Origin of the sequence: Frigoribacterium sp. Leaf8 (assembly GCF_001421165.1) — a bacterium.
Taxonomy (GTDB): Bacteria; Actinomycetota; Actinomycetes; order Actinomycetales; family Microbacteriaceae; genus Frigoribacterium.
The window spans coordinates 171,259-193,888 of record NZ_LMKB01000001.1 but is presented as its reverse complement, the minus strand read 5'-3'; the positions used below and the strand labels follow the sequence as shown (position 1 = coordinate 193,888).

General features: G+C 73.2%; 18 protein-coding genes and 2 pseudogenes. 14 read left to right on the top strand and 6 right to left on the bottom strand.

All coding sequences use genetic code 11. The annotated features are described in order from the left end of the window. Position 1 precedes the first annotated feature (1 nt). Complete coding sequence (locus ASL10_RS00920; protein WP_056043379.1) at positions 2–3,076, top strand: glycoside hydrolase family 38 C-terminal domain-containing protein; 3,075 nt, start codon at positions 2–4, stop codon at positions 3,074–3,076. Positions 3,077–3,188: 112 nt separating this feature from the next. On the opposite strand, the gene ASL10_RS00915 is transcribed toward ASL10_RS00920, so the two are convergent. Then, a complete protein-coding gene (locus tag ASL10_RS00915; RefSeq protein ID WP_056044502.1) occupies positions 3,189–4,115 on the bottom strand; it encodes an ROK family protein in 927 nt (308 codons plus the stop codon). A 339-nt stretch (positions 4,116–4,454) separates the two neighbouring features. Here ASL10_RS00915 and ASL10_RS00910 point away from each other — a divergent pair, with 339 nt between their 5' ends. The 8 genes from ASL10_RS00910 (at position 4,455) to ASL10_RS00875 (ending at position 14,391) form a co-directional block, all read left to right on the top strand. Then, on the top strand, positions 4,455–5,672 hold the full coding sequence (locus ASL10_RS00910) for an ROK family transcriptional regulator (RefSeq protein ID WP_056043376.1): 1,218 nt from the start codon (positions 4,455–4,457) through the stop codon (positions 5,670–5,672). A 231-nt stretch (positions 5,673–5,903) separates the two neighbouring features. Continuing rightward, positions 5,904–7,226, top strand: coding sequence for an extracellular solute-binding protein (locus ASL10_RS00905; protein WP_200922550.1), 1,323 nt, complete (start codon positions 5,904–5,906; stop codon positions 7,224–7,226). A 106-nt stretch (positions 7,227–7,332) separates the two neighbouring features. After that, on the top strand, positions 7,333–8,334 hold the full coding sequence (locus tag ASL10_RS00900; protein WP_200922549.1) for a carbohydrate ABC transporter permease: 1,002 nt from the start codon (positions 7,333–7,335) through the stop codon (positions 8,332–8,334). Then, positions 8,331–9,284, top strand: coding sequence for a carbohydrate ABC transporter permease (locus ASL10_RS00895; protein ID WP_199736328.1), 954 nt, complete (start codon positions 8,331–8,333; stop codon positions 9,282–9,284). Before ASL10_RS00900 ends, ASL10_RS00895 begins: the two co-directional genes overlap by 4 nt. A gap of 4 nt (positions 9,285–9,288) precedes the next feature. Then, the gene (locus ASL10_RS00890; protein ID WP_235452258.1) at positions 9,289–11,010 is read left to right on the top strand and encodes a beta-N-acetylhexosaminidase; all 1,722 of its coding nucleotides are present in this window, start codon (positions 9,289–9,291) and stop codon (positions 11,008–11,010) included. 22 nt (positions 11,011–11,032) lie between these two features. Next, positions 11,033–11,818: a glucosamine-6-phosphate deaminase gene (gene nagB, locus ASL10_RS00885; RefSeq protein ID WP_056043373.1), complete on the top strand. Its 786-nt coding sequence runs from the start codon at positions 11,033–11,035 to the stop codon at positions 11,816–11,818. Positions 11,819–11,888: 70 nt separating this feature from the next. Further along, positions 11,889–13,601 carry an amidohydrolase family protein gene (locus ASL10_RS00880; RefSeq protein WP_056043369.1) on the top strand — a complete coding sequence of 571 codons (1,713 nt, stop codon included), beginning with the start codon at positions 11,889–11,891 and terminating at the stop codon, positions 13,599–13,601. Positions 13,602–13,764: 163 nt separating this feature from the next. Further along, the gene (locus ASL10_RS00875) at positions 13,765–14,391 is read left to right on the top strand and encodes an NAD(P)-dependent oxidoreductase (protein WP_056043366.1); all 627 of its coding nucleotides are present in this window, start codon (positions 13,765–13,767) and stop codon (positions 14,389–14,391) included. 167 nt (positions 14,392–14,558) lie between these two features. Here ASL10_RS00875 and ASL10_RS00870 read toward each other — a convergent pair whose 3' ends face one another. Beyond that, positions 14,559–14,963, bottom strand: a complete 405-nt coding sequence (locus tag ASL10_RS00870) for a RidA family protein (protein WP_056043363.1) — start codon at positions 14,961–14,963, stop codon at positions 14,559–14,561. 150 nt (positions 14,964–15,113) lie between these two features. Between ASL10_RS00870 and ASL10_RS00865 the strand changes: the two genes are divergently transcribed. Beyond that, positions 15,114–16,613: an alanine racemase gene (locus ASL10_RS00865; RefSeq protein WP_056043360.1), complete on the top strand. Its 1,500-nt coding sequence runs from the start codon at positions 15,114–15,116 to the stop codon at positions 16,611–16,613. A gap of 91 nt (positions 16,614–16,704) precedes the next feature. Here the strand turns inward: ASL10_RS00865 and ASL10_RS00860 are convergent, their stop codons facing one another. Next, the gene (locus ASL10_RS00860) at positions 16,705–17,586 is read right to left on the bottom strand and encodes a hypothetical protein (RefSeq protein ID WP_056043357.1); all 882 of its coding nucleotides are present in this window, start codon (positions 17,584–17,586) and stop codon (positions 16,705–16,707) included. 138 nt (positions 17,587–17,724) lie between these two features. On the opposite strand from ASL10_RS00860, the gene ASL10_RS00855 reads away from it, so the two are divergent. Then, the gene (locus ASL10_RS00855) at positions 17,725–17,973 is read left to right on the top strand and encodes a DUF4287 domain-containing protein (protein ID WP_056043354.1); all 249 of its coding nucleotides are present in this window, start codon (positions 17,725–17,727) and stop codon (positions 17,971–17,973) included. 61 nt (positions 17,974–18,034) lie between these two features. On the opposite strand, the pseudogene ASL10_RS16420 reads toward ASL10_RS00855, so the two are convergent. Continuing rightward, a pseudogene (locus tag ASL10_RS16420) lies at positions 18,035–18,145 on the bottom strand (DivIVA domain-containing protein); the annotation flags it as partial. 45 nt (positions 18,146–18,190) lie between these two features. Continuing rightward, a pseudogene (locus ASL10_RS16640) lies at positions 18,191–18,271 on the bottom strand (DivIVA domain-containing protein); the annotation flags it as partial. Between the two features lie 105 nt (positions 18,272–18,376). Between ASL10_RS16640 and ASL10_RS00845 the strand changes: the two are divergent. Continuing rightward, a complete protein-coding gene (locus tag ASL10_RS00845; protein WP_056043348.1) occupies positions 18,377–18,907 on the top strand; it encodes an SRPBCC family protein in 531 nt (176 codons plus the stop codon). Positions 18,908–18,976: 69 nt separating this feature from the next. On the opposite strand, the gene ASL10_RS00840 is transcribed toward ASL10_RS00845, so the two are convergent. After that, positions 18,977–19,918: a hypothetical protein gene (locus ASL10_RS00840; protein WP_056043345.1), complete on the bottom strand. Its 942-nt coding sequence runs from the start codon at positions 19,916–19,918 to the stop codon at positions 18,977–18,979. Positions 19,919–20,049: 131 nt separating this feature from the next. On the opposite strand from ASL10_RS00840, the gene ASL10_RS00835 reads away from it, so the two are divergent. Both ASL10_RS00835 and ASL10_RS00830 read left to right on the top strand, forming a co-directional pair. Then, a complete protein-coding gene (locus tag ASL10_RS00835; protein WP_056043342.1) occupies positions 20,050–20,718 on the top strand; it encodes a response regulator transcription factor in 669 nt (222 codons plus the stop codon). Beyond that, positions 20,715–22,451, top strand: coding sequence for a HAMP domain-containing sensor histidine kinase (locus ASL10_RS00830; protein ID WP_235452256.1), 1,737 nt, complete (start codon positions 20,715–20,717; stop codon positions 22,449–22,451). Before ASL10_RS00835 ends, ASL10_RS00830 begins: the two co-directional genes overlap by 4 nt. The last annotated feature ends 179 nt before the right edge of the window (positions 22,452–22,630 follow it).

The window sequence follows — 22,630 nt, the reverse complement described above, 5'->3', positions numbered from 1 at the left end:
CATGCACGACAACACCGTCCTCGTCGAGGCCCGCATCGACCGCTTCGTCCGCGACCGCATCACCCCGGCGGTCTACCGCCGGGCCGTCCCGCTGACGATCACGGCCTGGGAGGCGCCGGGTGAGCCGGTCCCCTTCGCCGAGGCCGTCTCGCAGGCGTTCGAGCCGTTCGCCGTCGGCTCGCCGTGGAGCAGGCCGTGGGGCACCACGTGGTTCCACGTCACGGGGACGGTGCCCGACGATCTCGGCACCGACCCGGCGACCGCCCTCGAACTCGTCGTCGACCTGGGCTTCAGCATCAGGCAACCCGGGTTCCAGGCCGAGGGCCTCGTCTGGCGACCCGACGGCACGATCGTCAAGGCCATCGAGCCGTACAACGGCTACGTGCCGCTGACGGCGATCGGCGCGGGCGTCACCCCGGGCAGCACGATCGACGTCTACGTCGAGGCCGCGTCGAACCCCGACATCGGTGGCGACGACTTCCACGGCGAGACACCGCTCGGCGACCCCGAGACCGCGGGCGACGCCCCGATCTACGCCCTGCGCAGCATCGTGCTCGCCGAGCGCGACGAGGTGGTCGCCGAACTCGACCGCGACGTCTGGACCCTCGTCGGGCTGATGCGCACCCTCGAGCTCACGTCGCCGCGACGGCACGAGATCCTGCGGGCGCTCGACCGGATGTGCGACGCCGTCGACCACGGGGACGTCGCGGGGACCGCGGCAGCCGGGCGTGCCGCGCTCGCCGACGTGCTCGCGGCACCGGCGAACGCGAGCGCGCACCGGGTCGTCGCGACCGGCCACGCGCACATCGACTCGGCCTGGCTCTGGCCCGTCCGCGAGACCCAGCGCAAGGTCGCCCGCACCTTCTCGAACGTCGTCGCCCTGATGGACGACGACCCCGACTTCGTGTTCGCCGCCTCGAGCGCCCAGCAGTACGCCTGGTTGAAGGAGCGCTACCCCGAGCTTTTCGCACGGGTCGCGCAGAAGGTCGCCGAGGGCCGGTTCGTGCCGGTCGGCGGCATGTGGGTCGAGTCCGACACCAACATGCCCGGCGGCGAGGCACTGGCCCGTCAGTTCGTCGCGGGCAAGGGGTTCTTCCTGCGCGAGTTCGGCGTCGACGCCGACGAGGTCTGGCTGCCCGACTCGTTCGGCTACACGGGCGCGATGCCGCAGATCGCCCGTGCGGCCGGGGCCAGCTCGTTCTTCACGCAGAAGGAGTCCTGGAACGAGACGAACCGCATGCCGCACCACACCTTCCTGTGGGAGGGCATCGACGGCAGTCGCGTGTTCACGCACTTCCCGCCCGTCGACACGTACAACTCCGACCTCTCGCCGGCCGAGCTCGCCCACGCCGAGAGCGGCTACGCCGAGAAGGGGTTCTCGAACGTCTCGATCGTCCCGTTCGGCTGGGGTGACGGCGGTGGCGGCCCGACCCGCGAGATGATGGCGGCCGCGCGCCGGGCCGGCGACCTCGAGGGCTCGCCCCGCGTGACCGTCGGCACCCCCGCCTCCTTCTTCGCGCAGGCACGGGCCGAGCTGGCCGACCCGGCCGTGTGGTCGGGCGAGATGTACCTCGAGTTCCACCGCGGCACGTACACGTCGCAGGCCCGCACCAAGCAGGGCAACCGTCGCAGCGAACACCTGCTGCGCGAGGCCGAGCTGTGGAGCGCCACGGCGACCGCCCGCGGCCTGCTCGACTACCCCTACGACGAGCTCGAAGAGATCTGGCACGTCGTGCTGCTCCAGCAGTTCCACGACATCCTGCCCGGGTCGTCGATCGCCTGGGTGCACCACGAGGCCGAGCGGCACTACGCGCGGGTCGCCCAGCAGCTCGAGGCGATCATCGGCTCGGCCCAGCGGGCACTGGCGGGGACGGGGTCGGCGACGACCACGTTCAACGCCGGGCCGGTCCCGTCGGCCGGGGTCGACGCCGCGGCCGGGTCGGCCGCGGGACGGGCCCAGGAGGCGGGGGTCGGGTCGGTGGCACCGGTGGCCTCCGACGGCGGCTGGGTGCTCGACAACGGGTCCGTGCGTGCGGTGTTCGACGGTGACGGCCTGGTCGCCTCGCTCATCGACGCCACGTCGGGACGCGACCTCGTCGCCCCGGGGGCCCGGCTCGGGCTGCTGCAGCTCTTCCGCGACACCCCCAACCAGTGGGACGCCTGGGACGTCGACCAGGCCTACAAGAACGTCCGCACCGACCTGGTCGAGGCCGAGTCGGTCGTCGTCGACGGCGGCGCGCTCGTCGTCACCCGCCGCATCGGCGACTCGACCATCGTGCAGCGCTGGTGGCTCGACGACGGCGAGGGCGAACTGCACGTGCAGACCGAGGTCGACTGGCACGAACGGCAGAAGCTGCTCAAGCTGGCGTTCCCGCTCGACGTGCACGCCGACCGGGCGGCCTCCGAGGTGCAGTTCGGTCACGTGCAGCGCCCGACCCACCAGAACACGTCGTGGGACTTCGCCCGGTTCGAGACCGTCGCACACCGCTGGGTGCACGTCGCCGAGCCCGGCTTCGGCGTGGCCGTGGCGAACGACGCCACCTACGGCCACGACATCACGCGGAGCACCCGCGACACGGCCGAGGGCGGCGACGGCGGCACGACGACGCTCGTGCGCCAGTCGCTGCTGCGGGCACCGACGTTCCCCGACCCGCACGCCGACCAGGGGCGGCACGTGCTGCGCTCGTCCGTGCGGGTCGCGCCCGACGTGCTCGACGCCGCGACCGCGGGCTACCGCATGAACCTGCCCGTCCGACGGGTCGAGGGGTCGTCGGGCGCCGGGGTCGCTCCGCTGGTGTCGTCGTCGTCGCCGGCCGTGCTGATCGAGGCGGTCAAGCTGGCCGAGGACCGGTCAGGCGACCTGATCGTGCGGCTCTACGAGGCTCGCGGTGCTCGGGCGGCCACCACCGTCACGGTCGACGCCGACAGCGGGTTCGGCGAGGCGTGGCGCACCGACCTCATCGAGCGCGAGCTGGCGTCGGGCACGGCCGGGGCCGGTCGGTGGGCGTCGGGCTCCGCGGTCGAGTTGACGCTGCGCCCGTTCGAGATCGTGACGCTGCGGGTGGCCCGGGCGTAGCGCCGCACCGGCGGACACCGCACCGCGAGATGGTCACAGTTCCAGGTTTTCTCCTGGTGCTGTGACCATCTCGTGGCGGCGTGGCGACGTGGGGGCAGGGCCGTGGTGGCGGTCAGAGGGCGGCGGCGACGGCCGTCGCGGGCCCGCGGGCGCCGATCGTCGCGGCACCGACGGCTGCCACGGGGAACCCCGGCGGCAGCAGCTCGATGCGCGACGACAGCTCGAGCGAGGCGAGGAACGGCGACCCCGCCGCCCACCGGTCGAGCACCCCGGCGACGTCGTCGAGCAGGGGGCGACCCAGGTTGCTGAGCCCGCCGCCGATCACGACGGAGTCCACGTCGGTCGTCAGGACGAGGAGGCGCACCGCGGCCGCCACCCCCGCCGCGAGGTCGACACGCACGCGGACGGCCTCGGGGTCGCCGGCGTCGGCCGCCGCGAACAGCGCCACGGCCGGGTACGCCCCCTCGGTCGGCCAGTGACGGGACACCGCGGCGCCGGCCGCGACGGTCTCGAGGCAACCGCGCTGCCCGCAGGGGCAGAGCTCGCCCCCGGGGTCGACGGGGACGTGACCGATCTCGCCCGAGACGCCCCGCGAGCCGCGCCAGAGTTCGCCGTCGACGACGAGGCCGGCAGCGAGGCCGGTGCCGAGGTTGAGGTAGCCGACAGATCCCGACAGCGACATGGCGAGGTACGCGCCGAGCGCGGCCGCGTTGACGTCGTTCTCGACCCGGACCGGGACCCCGAGGCGGGCGCTCAGCGTCGGCCCCACGGCGACGTCGTCGAAGCCGATGTTCACGGCGTGCCGCACGCGACCCGTCGTGCCGTCGACGAGGCCGGGGATGCCGACGCCGACCGACTCGAAGGCCTCGACGGCGACGCCGGAACGGTCCGCCAACGAGGCGACCGCCGTGGCCGCGTTCGTCAGCACGGCGTCGGGGCCGAACCCCGTGGGCAGGCGGAGGCGATGGACGGGGGCTCCGGACCCGTCGACGACGACCGCGTCGATCTTGGTGCCGCCGATGTCGAGGCCGACCCTCACGGCCACTCCGTCGACCCGGCTGCGGACGGTCCCGCCGGCGCACCGCCGACGGCGACGTGAGGCGCGGCGACGGACACGGTGGCGAGCGTGGACATGTTTGTTAGTAAAGCTTACGAACCTGCTCGCGGCAAGGGGCCGCGGCCCGTGGGTCGCCGTGTTTCGGGTGTTGACCGCCGGTGTTTCGTGTGCGTAAACTCGCCGCCACGCACCTTGACACGTGTTTGTAAGGCCCATTTACTAACGGCACGCCACCACGGCGACGCCACCCGGCACCGCTGCCGACGGGCCCTCTCACCGGGTCCGAGGTCGGCGACGATGCCGAGACGAGAGGACGCGCCCGTGACCAGCACGACGATCACCCGGCAGCAACAGCCGCCGGTCCGCGCCCACAACCGGTCCCTCCTCCTACAGTCCCTGTACCGCGACGGCTCCATGAGTCGAGCCGACCTCGCGCGTCGCTCGGGTCTGACGCGCCCCACCGTCTCCGCCCTCGTCGCCGAACTCATCGACGACGGCATCGCCCGCGAGCTCGGCGTCCGCGACGACGCGCGGGTCGGCAAGCCGGCGACGCTCGTCGGCATCGAGTCGGACGCCTTCCACATCGTCACGGTCGACCTGTCGAGTGCCGAGCGTTTCGTCGGGGCCGTCGTCGACCTGCGGGGCGGGGTCGTCGAGCGCGCCGGGGTCGAGCTCGACGGGGCCGTCGGCGAGGCCGCCGTGAGCCTGGTCGAGCGGCTCGTCGACGACCTCGCCTCGCGGACGACCCGTCGGCTGCTCGGGGTCGGCGTCGCGACCCCCGGCATCGTCGACCACGACGGCGTCGTGCGCACGGCCGTCCACCTCGGTTGGTACGACCTCCCGCTGCGGTCCCGACTGTCGGCCCGCACCGGTCTGCCCGTCCACGTGGGCAACGACTCCAACGCCGCGGCGATGGGCATCCGCACCTTCGGCGAAGAGGTCGGGAACGATGAGACCGGGCGGGGCGCGACCGGACCGGGCGCGACCGGACCGGGCGCGACCGGACCGGCTGCGGCCGGGCAGAGCGGCGGCGGACGGTCCCCGGCGGGACAGAGCCTCATCGTCGTCACGATCGACCACGGTGTCGGGGTCGGGCTGATCGTCGCCGGTGCGCTTGTCGAGGGCGACCAGTTCTCGGCCGGCGAGATCGGGCACGTCACGGTCGACGAGAACGGCGACGTGTGCGCGTGCGGTCGACGCGGCTGCCTCGAGGAGGCCATCGCCGCCCCGCAGCTGAGGGCGCGCCTCCGACAGCACGACGAGGGATCGCGCGGCGCCGTCCTCCACGAGGCCGGTCGCGCGCTCGGCCTGGTGCTCGCCCCCATCGTCAGCGCGCTCAACATCGACGAGGTCGTGCTGTCGGGCCCGGCCGACCTGGTCGAGGGCGCGATGCTGCGCGCAGCCCGCGAGACCGTCCGGCAGCGCACGCTGTCCGCCGTCAGCAACGGCCTGACGATGCGGATCGCGGGCAGCGGCACCGACCTCGCCCTGCGAGGCGCCGCGTCGTTCGTGCTGCAGGCCGAACTGGGGTTGACGTGAGCCCGGCGTCGGCACGCCCGGCGTCGGCCCGCCCGGCGTCGGCCCGCCCGGCGTCGGCCCGCCCGGTGCCCGGCCCGCCCGGGGCGACCGCCCCACCACAGACCTCGGGGGTCCACCCCCGGAGGCGGCGAGGGCCTCGGCCCGTGCCGCATTCCCGACCCGACGCTTGTGCGAGCGCGGGCCGGGACCACAGCGATGCGGCATCCCCGCTTCGAGAACGAGGAGATGAAATTGCGAATCCAACGCTACACGGCGGTCGGGGCCCTGGGCCTGGCCGCGGCACTCGCCCTGTCCGCCTGCTCGAGCTCGGGCACGGGCGGCAGCTCGTCCGACGAACCCCAGGCCGTGCCCACCACCAAGGGTGACGGCAAGACCCTGACGGTCTGGGTGATGACGGGCGACTACACGCCCGAGACCATCGATGCCGTCAACGAGGAGTTCACGAAGCAGACGGGCGCCGACGTCGACGTCCAGATCCAGCAGTGGGACGGCATCACCACCAAGATCAGCACGGCACTCGCCACGAGCACCCCACCCGACGTGCTCGACCTCGGCAACACGCAGGTCGCCAGCTACGCGGCCAACGGTGCACTCCTCGACCTGACGTCGTACCGCGACGACCTCGAGCAGGGTCAGACCTGGTTGACGGGCCTCGAGGAGCCCGCGACCGTCGACGACTCGCTCTACGCCGTGCCCGGCTTCGCCGGTGCCCGCGCCGTCATCTACAACAAGACGATGTGGGCCGAGGCCGGCGTGACCGAGGCGCCCACCACCTACGACGAGCTCACCGCCGACCTCGACAAGGTGAAGGCCGCGAACACGGCGTCCGACTTCTCGGCGTTCTACCTGCCCGGCCAGTACTGGTACGCGGGCATGCAGTTCGTCTGGGACGCCGGCGGAGAGATCGCCACGTCGAGCGACGGCACCTGGAAGGCGGGCCTGGCGAGCGACGAGGCGCAGCAGGGACTGGCCGACTTCACCGAGTTCCAGAACGCCTACTCGACGCCCGCCTCGCAGACCCTCGACACCGACGCGCCCGACCAGACGCAGGTCTTCGCGGACGGCAAGACGGCGACGATCCTGCACACCAACGGCTCGATCGACCTGATCCAGAAGGCCAACCCCGCCCTGACCGACGACGACTTCGGCACGTTCCCGATGCCGGGCAAGTCGGGCGAGACGCAGCCGGTCATGCTCGGCGGCTCGGACTGGGGAATCGCGGCCAAGAGCCAGAACTCCGACCTGGCCCTGCAGTGGACCAAGATCGCCACGAGCCCGGACATCCAGAGCGAGTGGGTCGTGGGCAACGACGGCTGGATCCCGAACAGCGAAGAGGGCATCGAGGCGGCCGGCAGCGTGGTGACGCCGATCCAGAAGGGCTTCTTCGACGCCGCGCTCAACTCGAAGGCCACCCCCGCCAGCGCGAACTGGGCGGCCCTCGAGGGCGACAAGAGCATCAACCAGCTCTTCTCCTCGGTGGTCTCGGGCTCGAAGTCGCCCGAGGCGGCCGCGAAGTCCTTCGACGAGGCCACCGACGAGGCGCTGAACGACTAGCACCGAGCCCTCGGCAGCACCCCGGGGGCGTCACGCGACCACCTGATCGCGCGACGCTCCCGCCCCCTCGACCCGCACCTCCTGGACTCGAACCGAAAGAGGAACCGTGGCCCTCTCGATCGCCCCCGGTCTCACCGAGACCCCGCCCGGCGCGGCACCCGACCGGAAGGGCGGCCGGCGCCCGAAGGCCGAACGGAAGGCCCCGGTGCGCCCCGGCGGGAAGCGCCAGCTCGCCCCGCTCTGGCTGCTGTCGCCCGCGGGCATCGTGCTGCTCGCCGTGACCGTCGCGCCCATCGTGTTCCTGGTCTTCACGTCGTTCACCGACTACGACCAACGCTCGCTCTTCACCGGCGCGTACGACTCGGTCGGCGTGCAGCAGTACGCGACCCTGCTGGCCGACACCGACTTCTGGTGGTCGCTCGTCCGCACGCTGGTCTTCACGGCCGCGATGGTCGGTGGCAGCGTCGTGATCGGCACGGGCGTCTCGCACCTGCTCACCCGGCTCGGCACGCCGATGCGCTACACGGTGACCGTCGTGCTGATCCTCGCCTGGGCCATGCCCAACGTGGCGTCGTCGATCGTCTGGAAGTGGCTGTTCCAGCCCGGCTACGGCGTCGTGAACTGGCTGTTGACCCGGACCGGCCTGGTGGGCGACATGACCAACGTCGACTGGTCGAACGACGCGGCCCTCGCCTACACGAGCATCTGGCTGCTGATCGTGTGGCAGGCGGTGCCCTTCATCGCGCTGACCATGTACGCCGCCGAGACGCAGATCCCGCTCGAGTACAAAGAGGCCGCGCGGCTCGACGGGGCGAGCGAGTGGCGCGTGTACCGGACCGTCACCCTGGTCTTCCTCAAGCCGACGCTGCTGCTGATCACGATCCTGTCGATCATCTGGGACTTCAACGTCTTCAACCAGATCTGGCTCGTCTCGGCCGGCGGCCCCGACGACGCCACCTCGACCCTCGGCGTCTTCACCTACGTCACCGCGTTCGTCGGCTTCGACATCGGGCAGGGCGCCGCCATCTCGGTGGTCACCACCCTGCTGCTCGTCGTGTTGACCGCGTTCTACGTCCGCAACCTCGTCCGATCCGGAGAAGACCTGTGACCACGACCGCACCCGCCGGCGTCGGCACCACGACGACCGAGACCGTCGCGCGCGACGAGAGAAGCAAGGAGGCGCGCTCGGGCCACGGCACCGGCCGCCCGTCGCCCGCCCGCCCGACCCGTCGCCGCCGGAAGCCCCGCTGGGTCAGCAACGCGATCGCGATCGTCTTCAGCCTCGTGTGGCTGTTCCCCGTCTACTGGATGGTCAACACGGCGTTCAAGCCGCGCCCCGAGGTGATGACGGCCACCCCGCTGTTCTGGCCGCAGAACCCGACCCTCGACAACTTCGTCGTCGCGGTGACGCAGTCCGACTTCTTCACGAACCTGCGCAACAGCGTGATCGTCGTGGTCGGGGCCGTCGTCTTCTCGATCGTGCTCGGACTGTTCGCCTCGGCCGCCCTGTCGCGGTTCCGGTTCCGGGGGCGGCGCACGATCATGGTGTTCATCCTGATCGTGCAGATGCTGCCGGCGACGGCCCTGTTGATCCCGCAGTTCCTGATCTTCAACAGCCTCGGGCTGCTCGGCACCTACGGCGGGCTCATCCTGGCGTACGTCGCGTCGACGCTGCCGTTCTCGATCTGGGTGATGCGCGGGTTCTTCCTGGCGATCCCGGTCGAGGTCGAGGAGGCCGCGCAACTCGACGGCGCGAGCACCTGGCAGGTGCTGACGCGGATCATGTTCCCGCTCGTGCTGCCCGGCATGATCGCGACGAGCATCTTCGCCTTCATCGCCGCGTGGAACGACTACCTCGTGGCCTACACGTTCATGAAGGACCAGTCGATGTACACGCTGCCGGTCTGGCTGGCCTCGTTCAGCACGCCGACCAGCGGCACCGACTTCGGCGGACAGATGGCGGCCTCGGTGCTGTTCTCCCTGCCGGTCGTCGTCTTCTTCATGATCATCCAACGCAACCTGGTGACCGGCATGTCCGCCGGCGCCGTGAAGGGCTGACCCCGTGACGACCGACTCCTCGACCCCCTCGACCACCAGGCGGGCCGGCACCGCGACCCCCGAGACCGCACCGGTCGCGATCGTGCCGAGTCCTGCCCGGCTGACCCGCGCCTCCGGGGCGTTCCGGCTCGACTCCGCGACGCGCGTCTCGGCGCCCGACGAGCTGGCCGGAGTCGTCGCCTGGCTGCAGCAGGCGCTGCGCCCCGCGACCGGCCTGCCGCTCCGCGAAGGCAGCGCCGACGGGACCGGCATCTCGTTCGACCTGGACGCCTCGCTCGGTGCCGAGGCCTACCGGCTGGAGGCGCGACCCGCGGGGGTGCGCATCACCGGTGGCGACGCGGCCGGCGCGTTCCACGGGGCGCAGGTGCTGCGACAGCTGCTGCCCGCGGCCGCGTACCGGACGGCCCTCGTGCCCGGGGTCGACTGGGTCGTGCCCGCCGTCGACGTCGAGGACCGACCACGCTTCGGCTGGCGCGGCACGCACCTCGACGTCGCCCGGCACTTCCTGCCCAAGCGCGACGTCCTGCGGTTCGTCGACCTCATGGCCCTGCACCGGCTCAACACGCTGCACTGGCACCTCACCGAGGACCAGGGCTGGCGCATCGAGATCACGAAGTACCCGCGCCTGACCTCGGTCGGCGCGTGGCGGGGGTCGTCGCAGGTGGGGGCGGGGCCGGACGCGACCCAGGACGGCCGACCGCACGGCGGCTTCTACACGCAGGACGACATCCGCGAGGTGGTCGCCTACGCCGCGGCCCGCCACATCACGGTCGTGCCCGAGGTCGACGTGCCCGGCCACTCGATGGCGGCGATCACGGCGTACCCGCACCTCGGCGTCGGCGCCGTCGAGGTCGGCGGGACGCCCGTGGCGGCGCCCCGGCAGATCGCCGTGGGGACCGAGTGGGGCATCTTCGAGGACGTCCTCAACACCGAGCAGACGACCGTCGACTTCTACACCGACGTGCTCGACGAGGTGATGGAGCTCTTCCCGGGCACCTGGATCGGCATCGGCGGCGACGAGTGCCCCAAGGCGCAGTGGCGGGCCGACCCGCGCACGCAGGAGCTCATGCGGGACCGCGGCCTCGCCGACGAGGAGGAACTGCAGGCGTGGTTCATCGGGCGGCTCGACGCGCACCTCACCGCGGCCGGGCGCCGCACCTTCGGGTGGGACGAGATCCTCGAGGGGAACGCCACGATGTCACCCGGCGCGACGGTCGCGTCGTGGCGGGGCATGACCGGCGCGATCACGGCGGCACGACGCGGCTACGACGTCGTGGCGTGTCCCGACGACCAGGTCTACCTCGACTACCGGCAGTCGGACGGGCCCGACGAGCCGATCCCGGTGTCGATCCCGCTCACCCTGGCCGACGTGTTCGCGTTCGAACCGGTGCCCGCGCAGCTCACCGAGGACGAGGCCCGTCACGTGCTCGGAGGCCAAGCCAACATCTGGACCGAGCACATGGACTCGCCCCGCACCGTCGACTTCTTCGCGTTCCCCCGGTTGTGCGCCGTCGCCGAGGCGCTGTGGACGACCGAACCGCGGGACTTCGACGACTTCTCCACACGGCTCGCCGTGCACCTCGGACGCCTCGACGCCCTCGGCGTCGAGTACCGGCGGGAGTCGGGGCCGCTACCGTGGCAGCAGCGTCCGGGCGTGCCCGGGCGGCCGGCCTCACGCGAAGAACGCGAGGCGTACATCGCGTCGGTCGTGGCCAACATCGTCTGACGCCTCGGCAGCAAGGAGCCCCATGGAGATCGTCATCGTCCGCGACGCCGACGAGGTCGGCCGTGTCGCCGCCCTCAAGATCGCGTCCGTCGTCCAGCGCGACCCCGAGGCCGTGCTGGGCCTCGCGACCGGGTCGTCGCCCACCGGCATCTACGCGTCGCTCGCGGCCCGGGTCGCGGCGGGCGAGCTCGACTTCGGCCGCGCCTCCGGGTTCGCGCTCGACGAGTACGTCGGCATCCCGCTCGAGCACCCCGAGAGCTACGCCTCGGTGATCGAGCGCGACGTCGTCGTGCCCCTGGGCATGGACGCGTCGAAGGTCCACGTGCCCGACGGGCGGGCGTCCGACGTCGAGGCCGCGGTCGTCGAGTACGAGCGGGCCATCGCCGACGCGGGCGGCATCGACATCCAGATCCTCGGCATCGGGGCGAACGGGCACATCGGCTTCAACGAGCCCACCTCGTCCTTCGCGTCGCGCACCCGCATCAAGACGCTCGCCCCGCAGACCCGGGCCGACAACGCCCGGTTCTTCGACGACCCGTCGCAGGTGCCCACGCACTGCCTGACGCAGGGGCTCGGCACCATCCTCGACGCGCACGAGGTCGTGCTCGTGGCGCAGGGGTCGTCGAAGGCGTCGGCGGTCGCGGGCATGGTCGAGGGGCCGCTCGGTGCGATGTGCCCCGGCAGCGCGTTGCAGTTGCACCGGCACGCCACGATCGTCGTCGACGAAGCCGCGGCGTCGCTGCTGCAGCTGGCGGACTACTACCGCTACACCTACGCGAACAAGCCCGTGTGGCAGCGCTTCGAGTAGCGCACCCGTCCTGGCGACGACCGCGGTGCTCCCGTGACGGCGGCGGCGTCCGCGTGACGGCGGCGTCCTCGTGACGACGCTGGTGCTCGCGGGCGGGACGGTCTGGGACGGGTCCGGAGGCGCGGGTCGCGTCGCGGACGTCGTCGTGCGCGACGGCGTGGTCGCGGCCGTGGGGCCCGGGGCCGCGGCGTCCGCGGGTGACGGTCACCGCGCCTCCTCGTCCGGGGTGCCGGCCGGGGTCGAGGTGGTCGACGCGAGCGGACTCGACGTGCTGCCGGGGTTCGTCGACGTGCACGCGCACGACGACGCCGCGTTGTTCCGCCCGGGAGGGGTCGCCCCCAAGACCGGGCAGGGCGTGACGACCACGATCGTCGGCAACTGCGGCCAGGGCGTCGCGCCGTCGCCGACCGATCCTGACGACCGTTCGCTCGAGGACTACTCGCGGCCGGTGCTCGGCGGGTTCCCTGCGCGACGATGGGCGACGTTCGCCGACTACGTGCGGACGCTGGCCGAGGGCGACGCCGACGGCACCTTCGGCCTGCACGCCGCGACCCTCGTCCCGCACGCCCCGCTGCGGGCGGGCGTGCTCGGCTTCGACCGCCGACCGGCCGACGGCGTCGAGCGGTCGCTCATCGCGGCGTCGGTGGGCGAGGCGCTCGACGCCGGGGCGCTCGGCGTCTCACTCGGCCTCATGTACGCACCCGGCGACGCCGCCGACCGGCCCGAACTCGTCGCCCTGGCCCGGGAGTGCGCGGTGCGGGGCAAGCTGCTGGTCGCCCACGTCCGCAACGAGGCCGACGGACTCCGCGACTCGATCGACGAGCTGGCGTCGCTGGGGCGCGAGACCGGGGCCGCCGTCCACGTCAGCCACCTGAAGGTGACCGGGCCGCGGAACGTCGGCGGCATGCCCGCGATCGTCGAGCACCTCGACGCCCTGCACGACGACGGTGTCGACGTCAGCGCCGACGTCTACCCCTACGACGCGGGCAGCACGACGGTCGCGTCGCTGTTCCCGCCGGCCACGGCCGACCACGGGGTCGAGAGCCTGCTCGAGGCGCTCCGACCCGGCACGCGCTCGCGGCGGCAGGTGCTCGACGGGTTGCTCGAACCCTGGGCCGGATCGACGCTCGAGAACCAGTACGCCGCGATCGGCCCCGAGCGGATCTCGGCGGCGGGGTTCACGCGACCCGAGCACGCGGGCTTCGAGGGGCGGCCGCTCGCCGAGATCGCCGAGGCGGTCGGTGCCGACCCGCGCGAGGTGCTCGCCGACCTCGTCCTCGCCGAACGGGGCGCCTTGACCGTCATCGTGTTCCACACCGACCTCGAGGGCATGCGGACGGCCCTGGCGTGGCCGCACACCCTGGTCGGCTCGGACGGGCTGCCGCGCGAGACCGGCACCGTGCATCCCCGCCTGTACGGGACGTTCTCGCGCGTGCTCGACGAGTACGCCGCGTCGGGACCGCAGGCCGTGCTCTCGCGGGGCGAGGCGATCGCGCGCATGTCGACCCGCGCCTCCTCGCGGTTCGGGCTGGGAGGCACGCGTGCCAGTGCAAGTGCGGGTGCCGGTGCCGGTGCGGGCGGGATCGGCGGTGGCGGTGGCGGCGGCGACGGCAGTGTGGGCGGTGGCCGGGCAGGAGGCGCGCTCGGCATCGCCGCCGGGGCCGTCGCCGACCTCCAGCTGGTCGACCCGGGGGCGTACGCCGACCGGGCCACCTACGCGACGCCCCGCCTCGGCCCGTCGGGGCTGGTCGGCCTCTGGGCCGCGGGCCGTCGCCTCCGCTGAGCTTGCCTCTGGTGACCCCGACTTGGCCGACCTGCATCGGCTGACCCGACCCGACCCGACCCGACCCGCCCTGTTCCGACCCGACCTGCCCCGACCCTGCGCCGACGTTCTCGGCCCGCTCTTGGTCGGACGGTGTTCGCTTCGATGAACGACAGGAGGCGCGATGAAGGTTCTGGTGTTGGGAGCGACCGGGGGCACGGGCTCCCACGTCCTGCGGGTCGCCCTGTCGGCGGGGCACGACGTGACGGTGCTCGTCCGCGATGCCTCGTCCCTCGACGTGACGGAGGGCGTCCGGGTGCTCACCGGGGACGCGACCTCGGCCGAGGACGTCCGCGCCGCCGTCGCCGGCCAGGACGCTGTGCTGAACGCGATCGGCTCGCGGAACATGCGGCACCCGGTGGAGGTCGAGGTCGGGCGGGCCCTGCTGCCGGCGATGCACGACGCGGGCGTCGACCGACTCGTCGTCTGTTCGGCCTTCGGCGTCGGCGAGAGTCAGGCCGACGCGAACACCTTCCAGAAGATGTTCTTCCACACCGTGCTCGGCAAGGTCTACGCCGCCAAGGACGTCGCCGACGCCGAGGTGCGCGAGAGCGGACTCGACTGGACGCTCGTCTACCCGACGCGCCTCACCGACGACCCGGCGACCGGGTCGCTCGCCACGGGGGAGCGGTTGCCCCAGGGGGCGGGCAGCCACGTGACCCGTGCCGACGTGGCGCGTTTCATGCTCGCCCAGCTGACCGACGCGACGTGGTCACGGAAGATCGTGGTCGTGACGGGCGCGACCGACTGACCTGCGCCTCCTGTGGTCGCGCCGCCTGGACGCCGCGCCACCCCGAACACGGGCGTGTCCGGGGTGGGCGGGCGATCGTGCCGACCAGGAAAGTGCGAACTCGCCCGCTGTCGACGAGCGGCAGGGCGGCAGAGCCGCAGGCCGCAGGCCCGGAGAGCCGCAGCGCGTCAGCTGAGGATGGCGAGCGCGTCGATCTCGACGAGCATGGCCTCGTTCGGCAGCTCGACGAAGACCGTCGTGCGGGTGGGGAACACCCCGCTCGGGACGTTCTGCAGCAGGTAGGTCTCGTACGCGGCGTTCATCTCGGCGAAGTCGTCGCGCGTGGTGAGGAACACGCGCAGCGACACGACGTCGTCGAACGTCCCGCCGGCGCCCTCGACGATCGCCTTGACGTTGTCGAGCGTGCGGACGGTCTGCGACGTCAGGTCGCCGGGGTGCAGGTACTCGCTCGTGGCGGGGTCTTGCGGGCCCTGGCCCGACACGCTGAGGAACCCGTTCTTGAGCACGCCCTGCGAGAAGGTCGAGATGGGGGTGGGGGCGCCGCCGGTGCGGACTTCGGTCTTCTCGCTCACAGGTCTGCTCTTCTCTGGTGGATGGTCGGTGGGCCCGACGTGAGGTGTCGCCCGTCGGGGGTGGCTGCAAAACTACCGTCAGGTACCGACACACGGCCTGACCGCAGCACCACTCCGCACACCCCCGAACCGCACCCGTCGGAAGGCACCATGACCACGTCGTCCTCGACCCCGTCCGCCCCCGTCCCCACCAAGGTGGGCTTCGGCCGCGAGCCCCGGCCGGTCCCGCTGATCGACCTCGCGACCCCGCTGCTCACGATCGACCTCGACGCCCTCACCCACAACGTCGAGACCATGGCCGCCTGGTGTCGCGAGGGCGGGGTCGACCTGGCGCCGCACGGCAAGACGACGATGGCGCCCGAGATCTGGCGCCGGCAGCTCGACGCCGGCGCGTGGGGCATCACGCTCGCGACGGCGTTCCAGGTCGCCGTCGCGCGCGAGGCCGGGGTGCCGAACGTCGTCCTGGCGGGCACCGCGTTCGCGCCCGCGACCCTCGCGGCGCTCGCCGCGCCCGGCGTCGACGTGCTCATGTGGGTCGACTCGGTCGAGACGGTGCGCCTCGTCGACGCCGCCCTGGCGCGGGCCGAGGGCGAGCGTCCGCTCGCCGTGCTGGTCGAGTTCGGGTCGCCGCTCGGCCGGACCGGCGCGCGCTCGGTGCGCGAGGCGCTGCTCGTCGCCGAGGCCGTGGCGGCGGCACCGCACCTCGTCCTGGCCGGGGTGGCCGGGTACGAGGGCGCCCTCACGCACGACGTCGACGCGGCCGGCATCGCCGTGGTCGACGACTACCTGCGGGGGCTCCTCGAGGTGCTCGACGGCATCGGTGCGCCGGCCTTCGACCCGTGGCTGTCGAGAGGTCACGACGTGGTGGTGACGGCCGGCGGCAGCGTCTACTTCGACCGTGTCGTCGCCGTGCTCGGCGACCGGCACGACCCCTCGGGTCTGCAGGGGCCGCGCACGCGCGTCGTACTGCGGTCGGGTTCGTACGTCGCCCACGACCACGACCTCTATCGCCGGCTGACCCCGTTCGCCCGCGACACGATGCCGTCGACCCGCCACGCCGTGCCGTCGACCGCAGGAGGCGCGGCCGGCGTCGACGCCGACGTCACGGTCGTCGTCGGCGACGGTTCGGCGGGGTCGCAGGCCGACCGCGAGATGGGCGGGCCGACCGACGGCGAACTCACCGGGTTCGACGGAGCGGCCGAGGGGTTCGACGCCGAGCGGGCCGCGGGGTTCGACGCCGAGCAGGTCGAGGGGCCGACGATCGAGCCCTCGTTCCTGCCGACCCTCGAGCTCTGGGCGTCCGTGGTGTCCCGTCCCGAGCCCGGGCTCGCCCTGCTCAACGTCGGACGGCGCGACACGTCGGACGACGAGGGGTTCCCGGTGCCGCTCGAGGCGTGGCGTCCGCAGGCGGCCGACCGGCGCCTCCCGGGGGTGCTCGACGGGTCGCACGTGTCGGCCCTCAACGACCAGCACGCCTTCCTGCGGCTCGACCCGGCGTCCGGGCTGCAGGTCGGCGACCTGGTGCGGCTCGGCGTCTCGCACCCCTGCACCACGATCGACAAGTGGAACGAGATCGCCACGGTGCGGGGCTCGGCCGACCGCCGCGGTGTGCCACCCGTCGTCGAGGGCAGCATCACCACGCGGTTCTGACGGAGCCTGCTGTTCTGACGGAGCCTGCTGTGCTGACCGGTGCCGGCGCTTCCGAGCGGCCGGCGCCCTGACGGCCGGTGCGGCCGGCGCCCTACGAGCCCGAGCCCTCGTCGGTGCCGGGGGTGGGCGTCGGCGCGTCCGTGGGAGGGGTGGGCGCATCGGTCGGCGGGGTGGGGCGGTCGGAGTCGTCCTCGGTGTCGCCGGAGTCCGTCTTCGGGCCGCCCTTCTCGCCGGGGCCGTGGCCCGGGCCACCCTTCGGTCCACCAGCCATCGGGCCGCCGTCGGCAGGGCCGCCCTCCGGTGCCTCGGGCAGGGCCTTCCCGTCGGGGCCGGTGCCGGGGGTCGGCATGGCCTTCCCGTCGGGCCCGGCGCCGGGGGTCGGCAGCGCTTCGCCGTCGGGGCCGACGCCCGGGGTCGGTAGGGCCTCGCCGTCGGGCCCGGTGCCCTCGGCCGGAGTGCTCTCGTCCGAGTCGCCGCCCGCAGCAGGCGGAGTCGGCGCGTCGGTGGGTGCACCGGTGGCGTCGTCGGAGCCTCGTCCTCCCGGCCCCTGGCGTGAGCCGTCGGCCTGGTCCGCCGCGTCGTCCCGGCCCGGCGTCGCGCTCGAGGAGGCGCTGGTCGAGCTCCCGGCGTTCGACACCGCGACGGCGGTGCTGGTCCCGACCAGGGCGAGGCCGGCCGCCGCGATGCCGATGCCGACGAGCAGGCCCTTCCTCGGGCGCCGTTGCGGGGTCGACCCGGCTCGGAACGCGCTGCCGTCCGTGGGCAGTTCGCGGGTGCGCTGGTCGTCGGCGACGATCGGGGTGGTCGGGGCCGTGGGCTGGCCCGACGGCCGGGCCGGCAGCTCGGTCGTCGTACGGGCGTCCTGGTCCTCGTCCTCACGACGCAGTCGCTCGGCCCACGCATCGTCCTGCGCGGGGGTGTTCTCGTCGCGACGGTCGTCGTCGCGACCGTCGGGGGTGATGTCCTTCGCCATGGTGTCTCCAGATGTCGGGTGCCGGGCGAGCCGCGGTGCGGCTGGCGGTCGGGGCGTTCCCTCCGGCAGACACCACTCTCGGAACCGAATCTGAAGCGGGGCTTAAGTCGCGTCGACACCGACTGCTACCGTCACCGCATGTCCGAGCGACGCGTCCTGGCACCCGAACCGCCCACCGACGGCCAGACCGTCAAAGGCCCGGCGTCGTACTTCCCGAGCATCGAGCGCACCTACGGGCGGCCGGTCCAGGAGTGGCTCGACCTGGTCGACGAGCGTCTCGACGAGCACGCGCACATGCAGGTGGTGTCGTGGCTCAAATCCGAACACGGCCTGGGCCACGGGCACGCCAACGCGATCGTCGCGTACGTGCGCCACGCCCGCGGCTGACACGACGTCGGGACGTCGCAACGTCGGGACGCGGTCAGCGACCCCCGGCGGACTGTCGTCCCCTGAGCTCGACGACGACCTGGTCCAGGAAGTCGTCGACCTCGTCCTGGTCGTAGCCTTCCCTGAACCTCGTCGGTCGGAACCGGGCGGCCACGACGTCGACGTCCGCCAGGAGGCCGACGGTGGTCCCCTGCTCGTAGGCCGCGAGGGTGGCCCGGATGCGCTCGAGGAACGGGTCCACGTCCTCCATCGCGTAGCCGTCGCGGAAGCGGGTCGGGGTGAATCTCTTCTCGGTCACGTCTCGTGCGAGCACGCCGCTCCTCGGGGTCGGGTGTCGACAGGTCTGTCCTGATCTTTCCACGCCCGTGGTCGCCCGGACGTCCGGAGGTGCGACGATGAGCCCATGCCCGTCGTCGAGTCCCGGTGCGTCGTTCCTGTCGACCTCCACGTCGCCTTCGCGGTGTCGCAGACCCAGGGGGAGGCGCGAAAGCGGTGGGACCCGTTCATCCGGCGGCAGTACCTGGTGGGCGGGGCGACCCGGGCCGCCAAGGGGGTCCGGACGTTCACCGTGCAGCGTTTCGGGTTCCGGATGGAGAGCGAGTACGTCTCGTACAACCCACCGACGAACGTCGGCATGAAGATGACGAAGGGGTCGTGGTTCTTCGCGCGCATGGGCGGGGGATGGCGGTTCAGCGAGGTCGACGGCGACCCGAGCTCGACCGAGGCCGTCTGGCGCTACAACTTCTCGTGCAAGCCGGCATGGCTGGCGCCCCTGGCCGAGCGCATCGGCGCCGTCCTCCTGCAGCGCGACATCGACCGACGCATCCGCGGTTTCGCCCGGGGCTGCGTCGATCCGTTCGTCCTCGCCCACCTCGACCCCGACCTCGGCGGCGCCGGTGACCCGGCCCGCACCGTGCCTCCGGCCCTTCCGTAGAACCCGCTCACCGACGGTCCAGCGGCGCCTCCCCGCATCGATCCGTCTCGGTGGCTCGGCACGGACGAGTCAGGTGTCGGTGGGACCGAATGCCGGTGCCGGGTCGGACTCGTGCGCGTGCCGCAGGACGTCGCGAAGGCGTCGCGTCAGCTCGCCGCCCGCGAGGCGCGCCTCGCGCCCGTCTTCACCGCCACCCTCGCCGCTGCCGCCGAGTCGTTGGACGGCGGCGAGGTCGAGGTCGATGAGCCCCTCGACCACTTCCTGGAGCGAGTTGGTCACGGCCTGGAGCTGGTCGAAGGGCACGACGAACCACGGATCGCGTCGGGCACCGACCTGGGCGTCCTGCCCGAGGGCCCAGGCCGTCCAGCCGATCCGGCGTGCTCCGACACCAGAGGCCCGAATCGGGTCGAACCGCGGACCCGGTGCGTCGCGAGCGGCGCGGGCTGCGCGACGCGACCACGCGAGGGCCTCGTCGTGCGAGAAGCCGGAGTCCCACGGTGAGGCGAGGGCGTAGTCGGCGGCGGAGTTCAGGACAGCCGACATCATCAGCAGGTCCTGGGTCGAGAGGGCGATGACGATCTCCCTCGACCCTCCGATGGGCCCTTCGCCTCGATCGTCGGCGAGCAGGAGTTCGAGGGCGCCGTCGGCATCGACGCGTCGCAGTACGGGGATGCTGCGCGGTCGCCAGATGAGGGGGACCCAGTCCGTGTCGCTTGCGACGTTCTCTCGTGGAGGGATCGGAGGCTGCCGCCGCTGGAACGGCCACCAGCCCGGGGAACTCGGACGGGTCGGGAGGGTCGGGGCGCCAGAGGGCGGCCCCTCACGCTCGGCGATGACGAGGAGGAACAACCACAGGGCGACCAGGAAGAGCCCGAACGCCGCCAACCCCACGGTCAGGTAGGCCGACGGCCACCGGGCCGAGATCGGCCCTCCGAGCCAGAACGCGAGCAGCGACAGCCCCAGCAGGACGCCGCCCGCGACGAGTTGCCGTCGTCGGCGCTGTCTCCCCATGCGCCGACCCTAGCGGCAGGCCGAGCCCGTCGGCGGTCCACCCCTGGTGGCAGTCCGCGGCCACGCGACCCACACCGCACCCCCAGCCCGTCCATAGCCTCCGCCCACCGACCGGCCCTACCGTTCGGAGGATGCTCAGCCCCGCCCGCGTCCTCGTGATCGACGACGACGAGACCATCCGCACCGCCGTCGTCACCGCTCTGGGCGCCGAGGGCTTCGCCGTGCACGGTCTGGCCGACGGCGCGGACCTGCCCGAGCAGCTGAAGGCGTTCGTACCCGACCTCGTCGTGCTCGACTGGATGCTGCCCGGGGCGAGCGGCATCCGCCTGGCGAGCACCATCCGCACCTCGTCCGACGCCGCCGTCGTCATGCTGACCGCCCGCGACGAGGTCGACGACCGGCTGCGCGGCTTCTCGGAGGGCGTCGACGACTACGTGGTCAAGCCCTTCGCCGTGGCCGAGCTGATCGCCCGGGTCACGGCCGTCCTCCGCCGCCGCGGTCGGATTCCCTCGGTGATCGAGATCGGCGACCTGGTGGTCGACCCCGAGGCGGCCCGCATCACGCGCGGCGGCGAACCACTCGACCTCACGGCCACCGAGTTCCGTCTGCTCGGCTTCCTCGCCGAGAGCCGCGGGCGCACCGTCTCGAAGACACAGATCCTCACCCAGGTCTGGGGCTACGACGACTACGACCCCAACCTCGTCGAGGTGCACCTCAGCGCCCTGCGCCGCAAGATGGAGACCCGGGGCCCCCGCCTGATCCACACCGTCCGCGGCCTCGGCTACCGCATGAGCGCGTGAAGCGCGCCCGCCGTCCCGCCGCGCTCACGACGGGACACCACCCCCGAGGAGGCGCGGTGTCGGCCCCCGAGGCCGCCGCCCCTGGGCTGCGCACCGGTTCGTTGCGCGTCCGCACGGTCGTCGCCGTGCTGCTGCTGCTGGCCGTCCTGCTGGCGGCGCTCGCCGTGACGGTCGAGCTCACGCTCGGCCAGCGGCTCCGCGCCCAGGTCGTCGACCGGCTGTCGGACCGCGCCGCGGCCGCCGCGGCCCTGGTCGGCACGGTGGACGGCGACGAGCTCGCCGACCGGCTCTCGGCCCAGGGGCTCTCGGTCGTCATCCGCGACGCCGACGGCGACGCCATCGTCGCCGGCCCGAGCCCCGACCAGCTGCGCGAGGGCCCGCCCTCGCTCGGCGACGGCCCCGGACGCGGCGGCCCGGCCTCGGGGCTCGACGACGGACCAGGAGGCGCGGGCGTCGGCAGCCTGGACGGCACCGGCACCGGCACCGGCACCGATGAGACCGGCACCGACTCCTCGAGCGGCACCGACGCCGGGGACGCGACCGGCACCTCCTCGTCCGACGCGGTCACGGTCACCTCGTCCGAGGTGCGGAGCGACGACGAGGTGACCACGCTCGTCTCGCAGCTCAGCGACGGGTCGACGATCACCCTGACCACGGACTCACGGTCGGTGGGCGAGACCCTGGTGCAGCTGCGCTGGGTGATGATCGGCGCCTCCGCGGCGTTCCTGCTGATCGCGGCGATCGGCCTCGCCCTCGTGGTGCGAGCCACCCTGCGGCCGCTCGACCGGATGACCGGCGTCGCCCGGTCGATCGCGCACGGCGACCGGGGCCGACGCCTGCGGCCGGCCCGACGCGACACCGAGATCGGCCGGGTCGCCGTCGCTTTCGACGAGATGCTCGACGGCGTCGAGGGGGCCGAGCGGGCCGCGCTCGACGCCGAGACGCGGGTGCGCGCGTTCGTGTCGGACGCCGCCCACGAGCTGCGCACCCCCGTCGCCGGGATGCGCGCCGCGGCCGACACCCTCGTGCGGTCGCCCGGCACGGCCGACGAACGCGAGCGGCTGGCGACGCACGTGGTGCGCGAGGCCGAGCGCGCCTCCCGGTTGATCGACGACATGCTGCTGATGGCCCGCGTCGACCAGGGCATCTCGCTGGACGTCGCACCCGTCGACCTCGGGGCGTCGCTGCTCGCCGACGTCGAGCGTCAGCGGCTGCGACGGCCGTCGCTCGACCTGCGGGTCCTGCTGCCCGACGGGCCGGTCGTGGTGGCGGCCGACGCGGGTCGGGTCTCGCAGATCGTCGGCAACCTGGTCGACAACGCCGCCCGGGCGACGGGGGGCACCGGGCCCGTGACGCTCTGGCTCGACGCGTCGCGTGCCGACGAGGTCGCGGTGCTCGTGTCCGACGACGGCCCGGGCGTGCCCACGCGCGACCGCGAGCGGGTGTTCGACCGGCTGGTGCGGCTGGACGAGGCCCGACGGTCCGGGGACGGAGGCGCGGGCCTGGGGCTGCCCATCGCCCGCGGTCTGGCCCGCGCCCACGGCGGCGACCTGGTCTGCGAGCCTCCCGGGGTCGGCCGGCCCGGCGCGGTGTTCCGGCTGACGCTGCCCGTCGCCGTGCGTGCGGTCCGGGCCGGATCGGAGGCGGCTGCGGCTGGTGCGGCGGCTGCGGCGGCTGGCGCCCCGACGGCCGCAGCCGCGCCCGCGCCCGCGCTGCGTCGCACCGCCCACTGAACATCGCACCGCCCACATCGGCGGTGCGACGTTCAGCCGGCGGTGCGACGGCGGGTACGGTGGCCCGGCCCGGCCCGGTGGTCCGGCCCGGCCCGGCCCGGGGCCGAGGTCGCACCACGCCCGTGTCGTGGAACCACGCCCCCGGGTGGTTCGAGGACGCGACGGTGGTGCGACGTTCC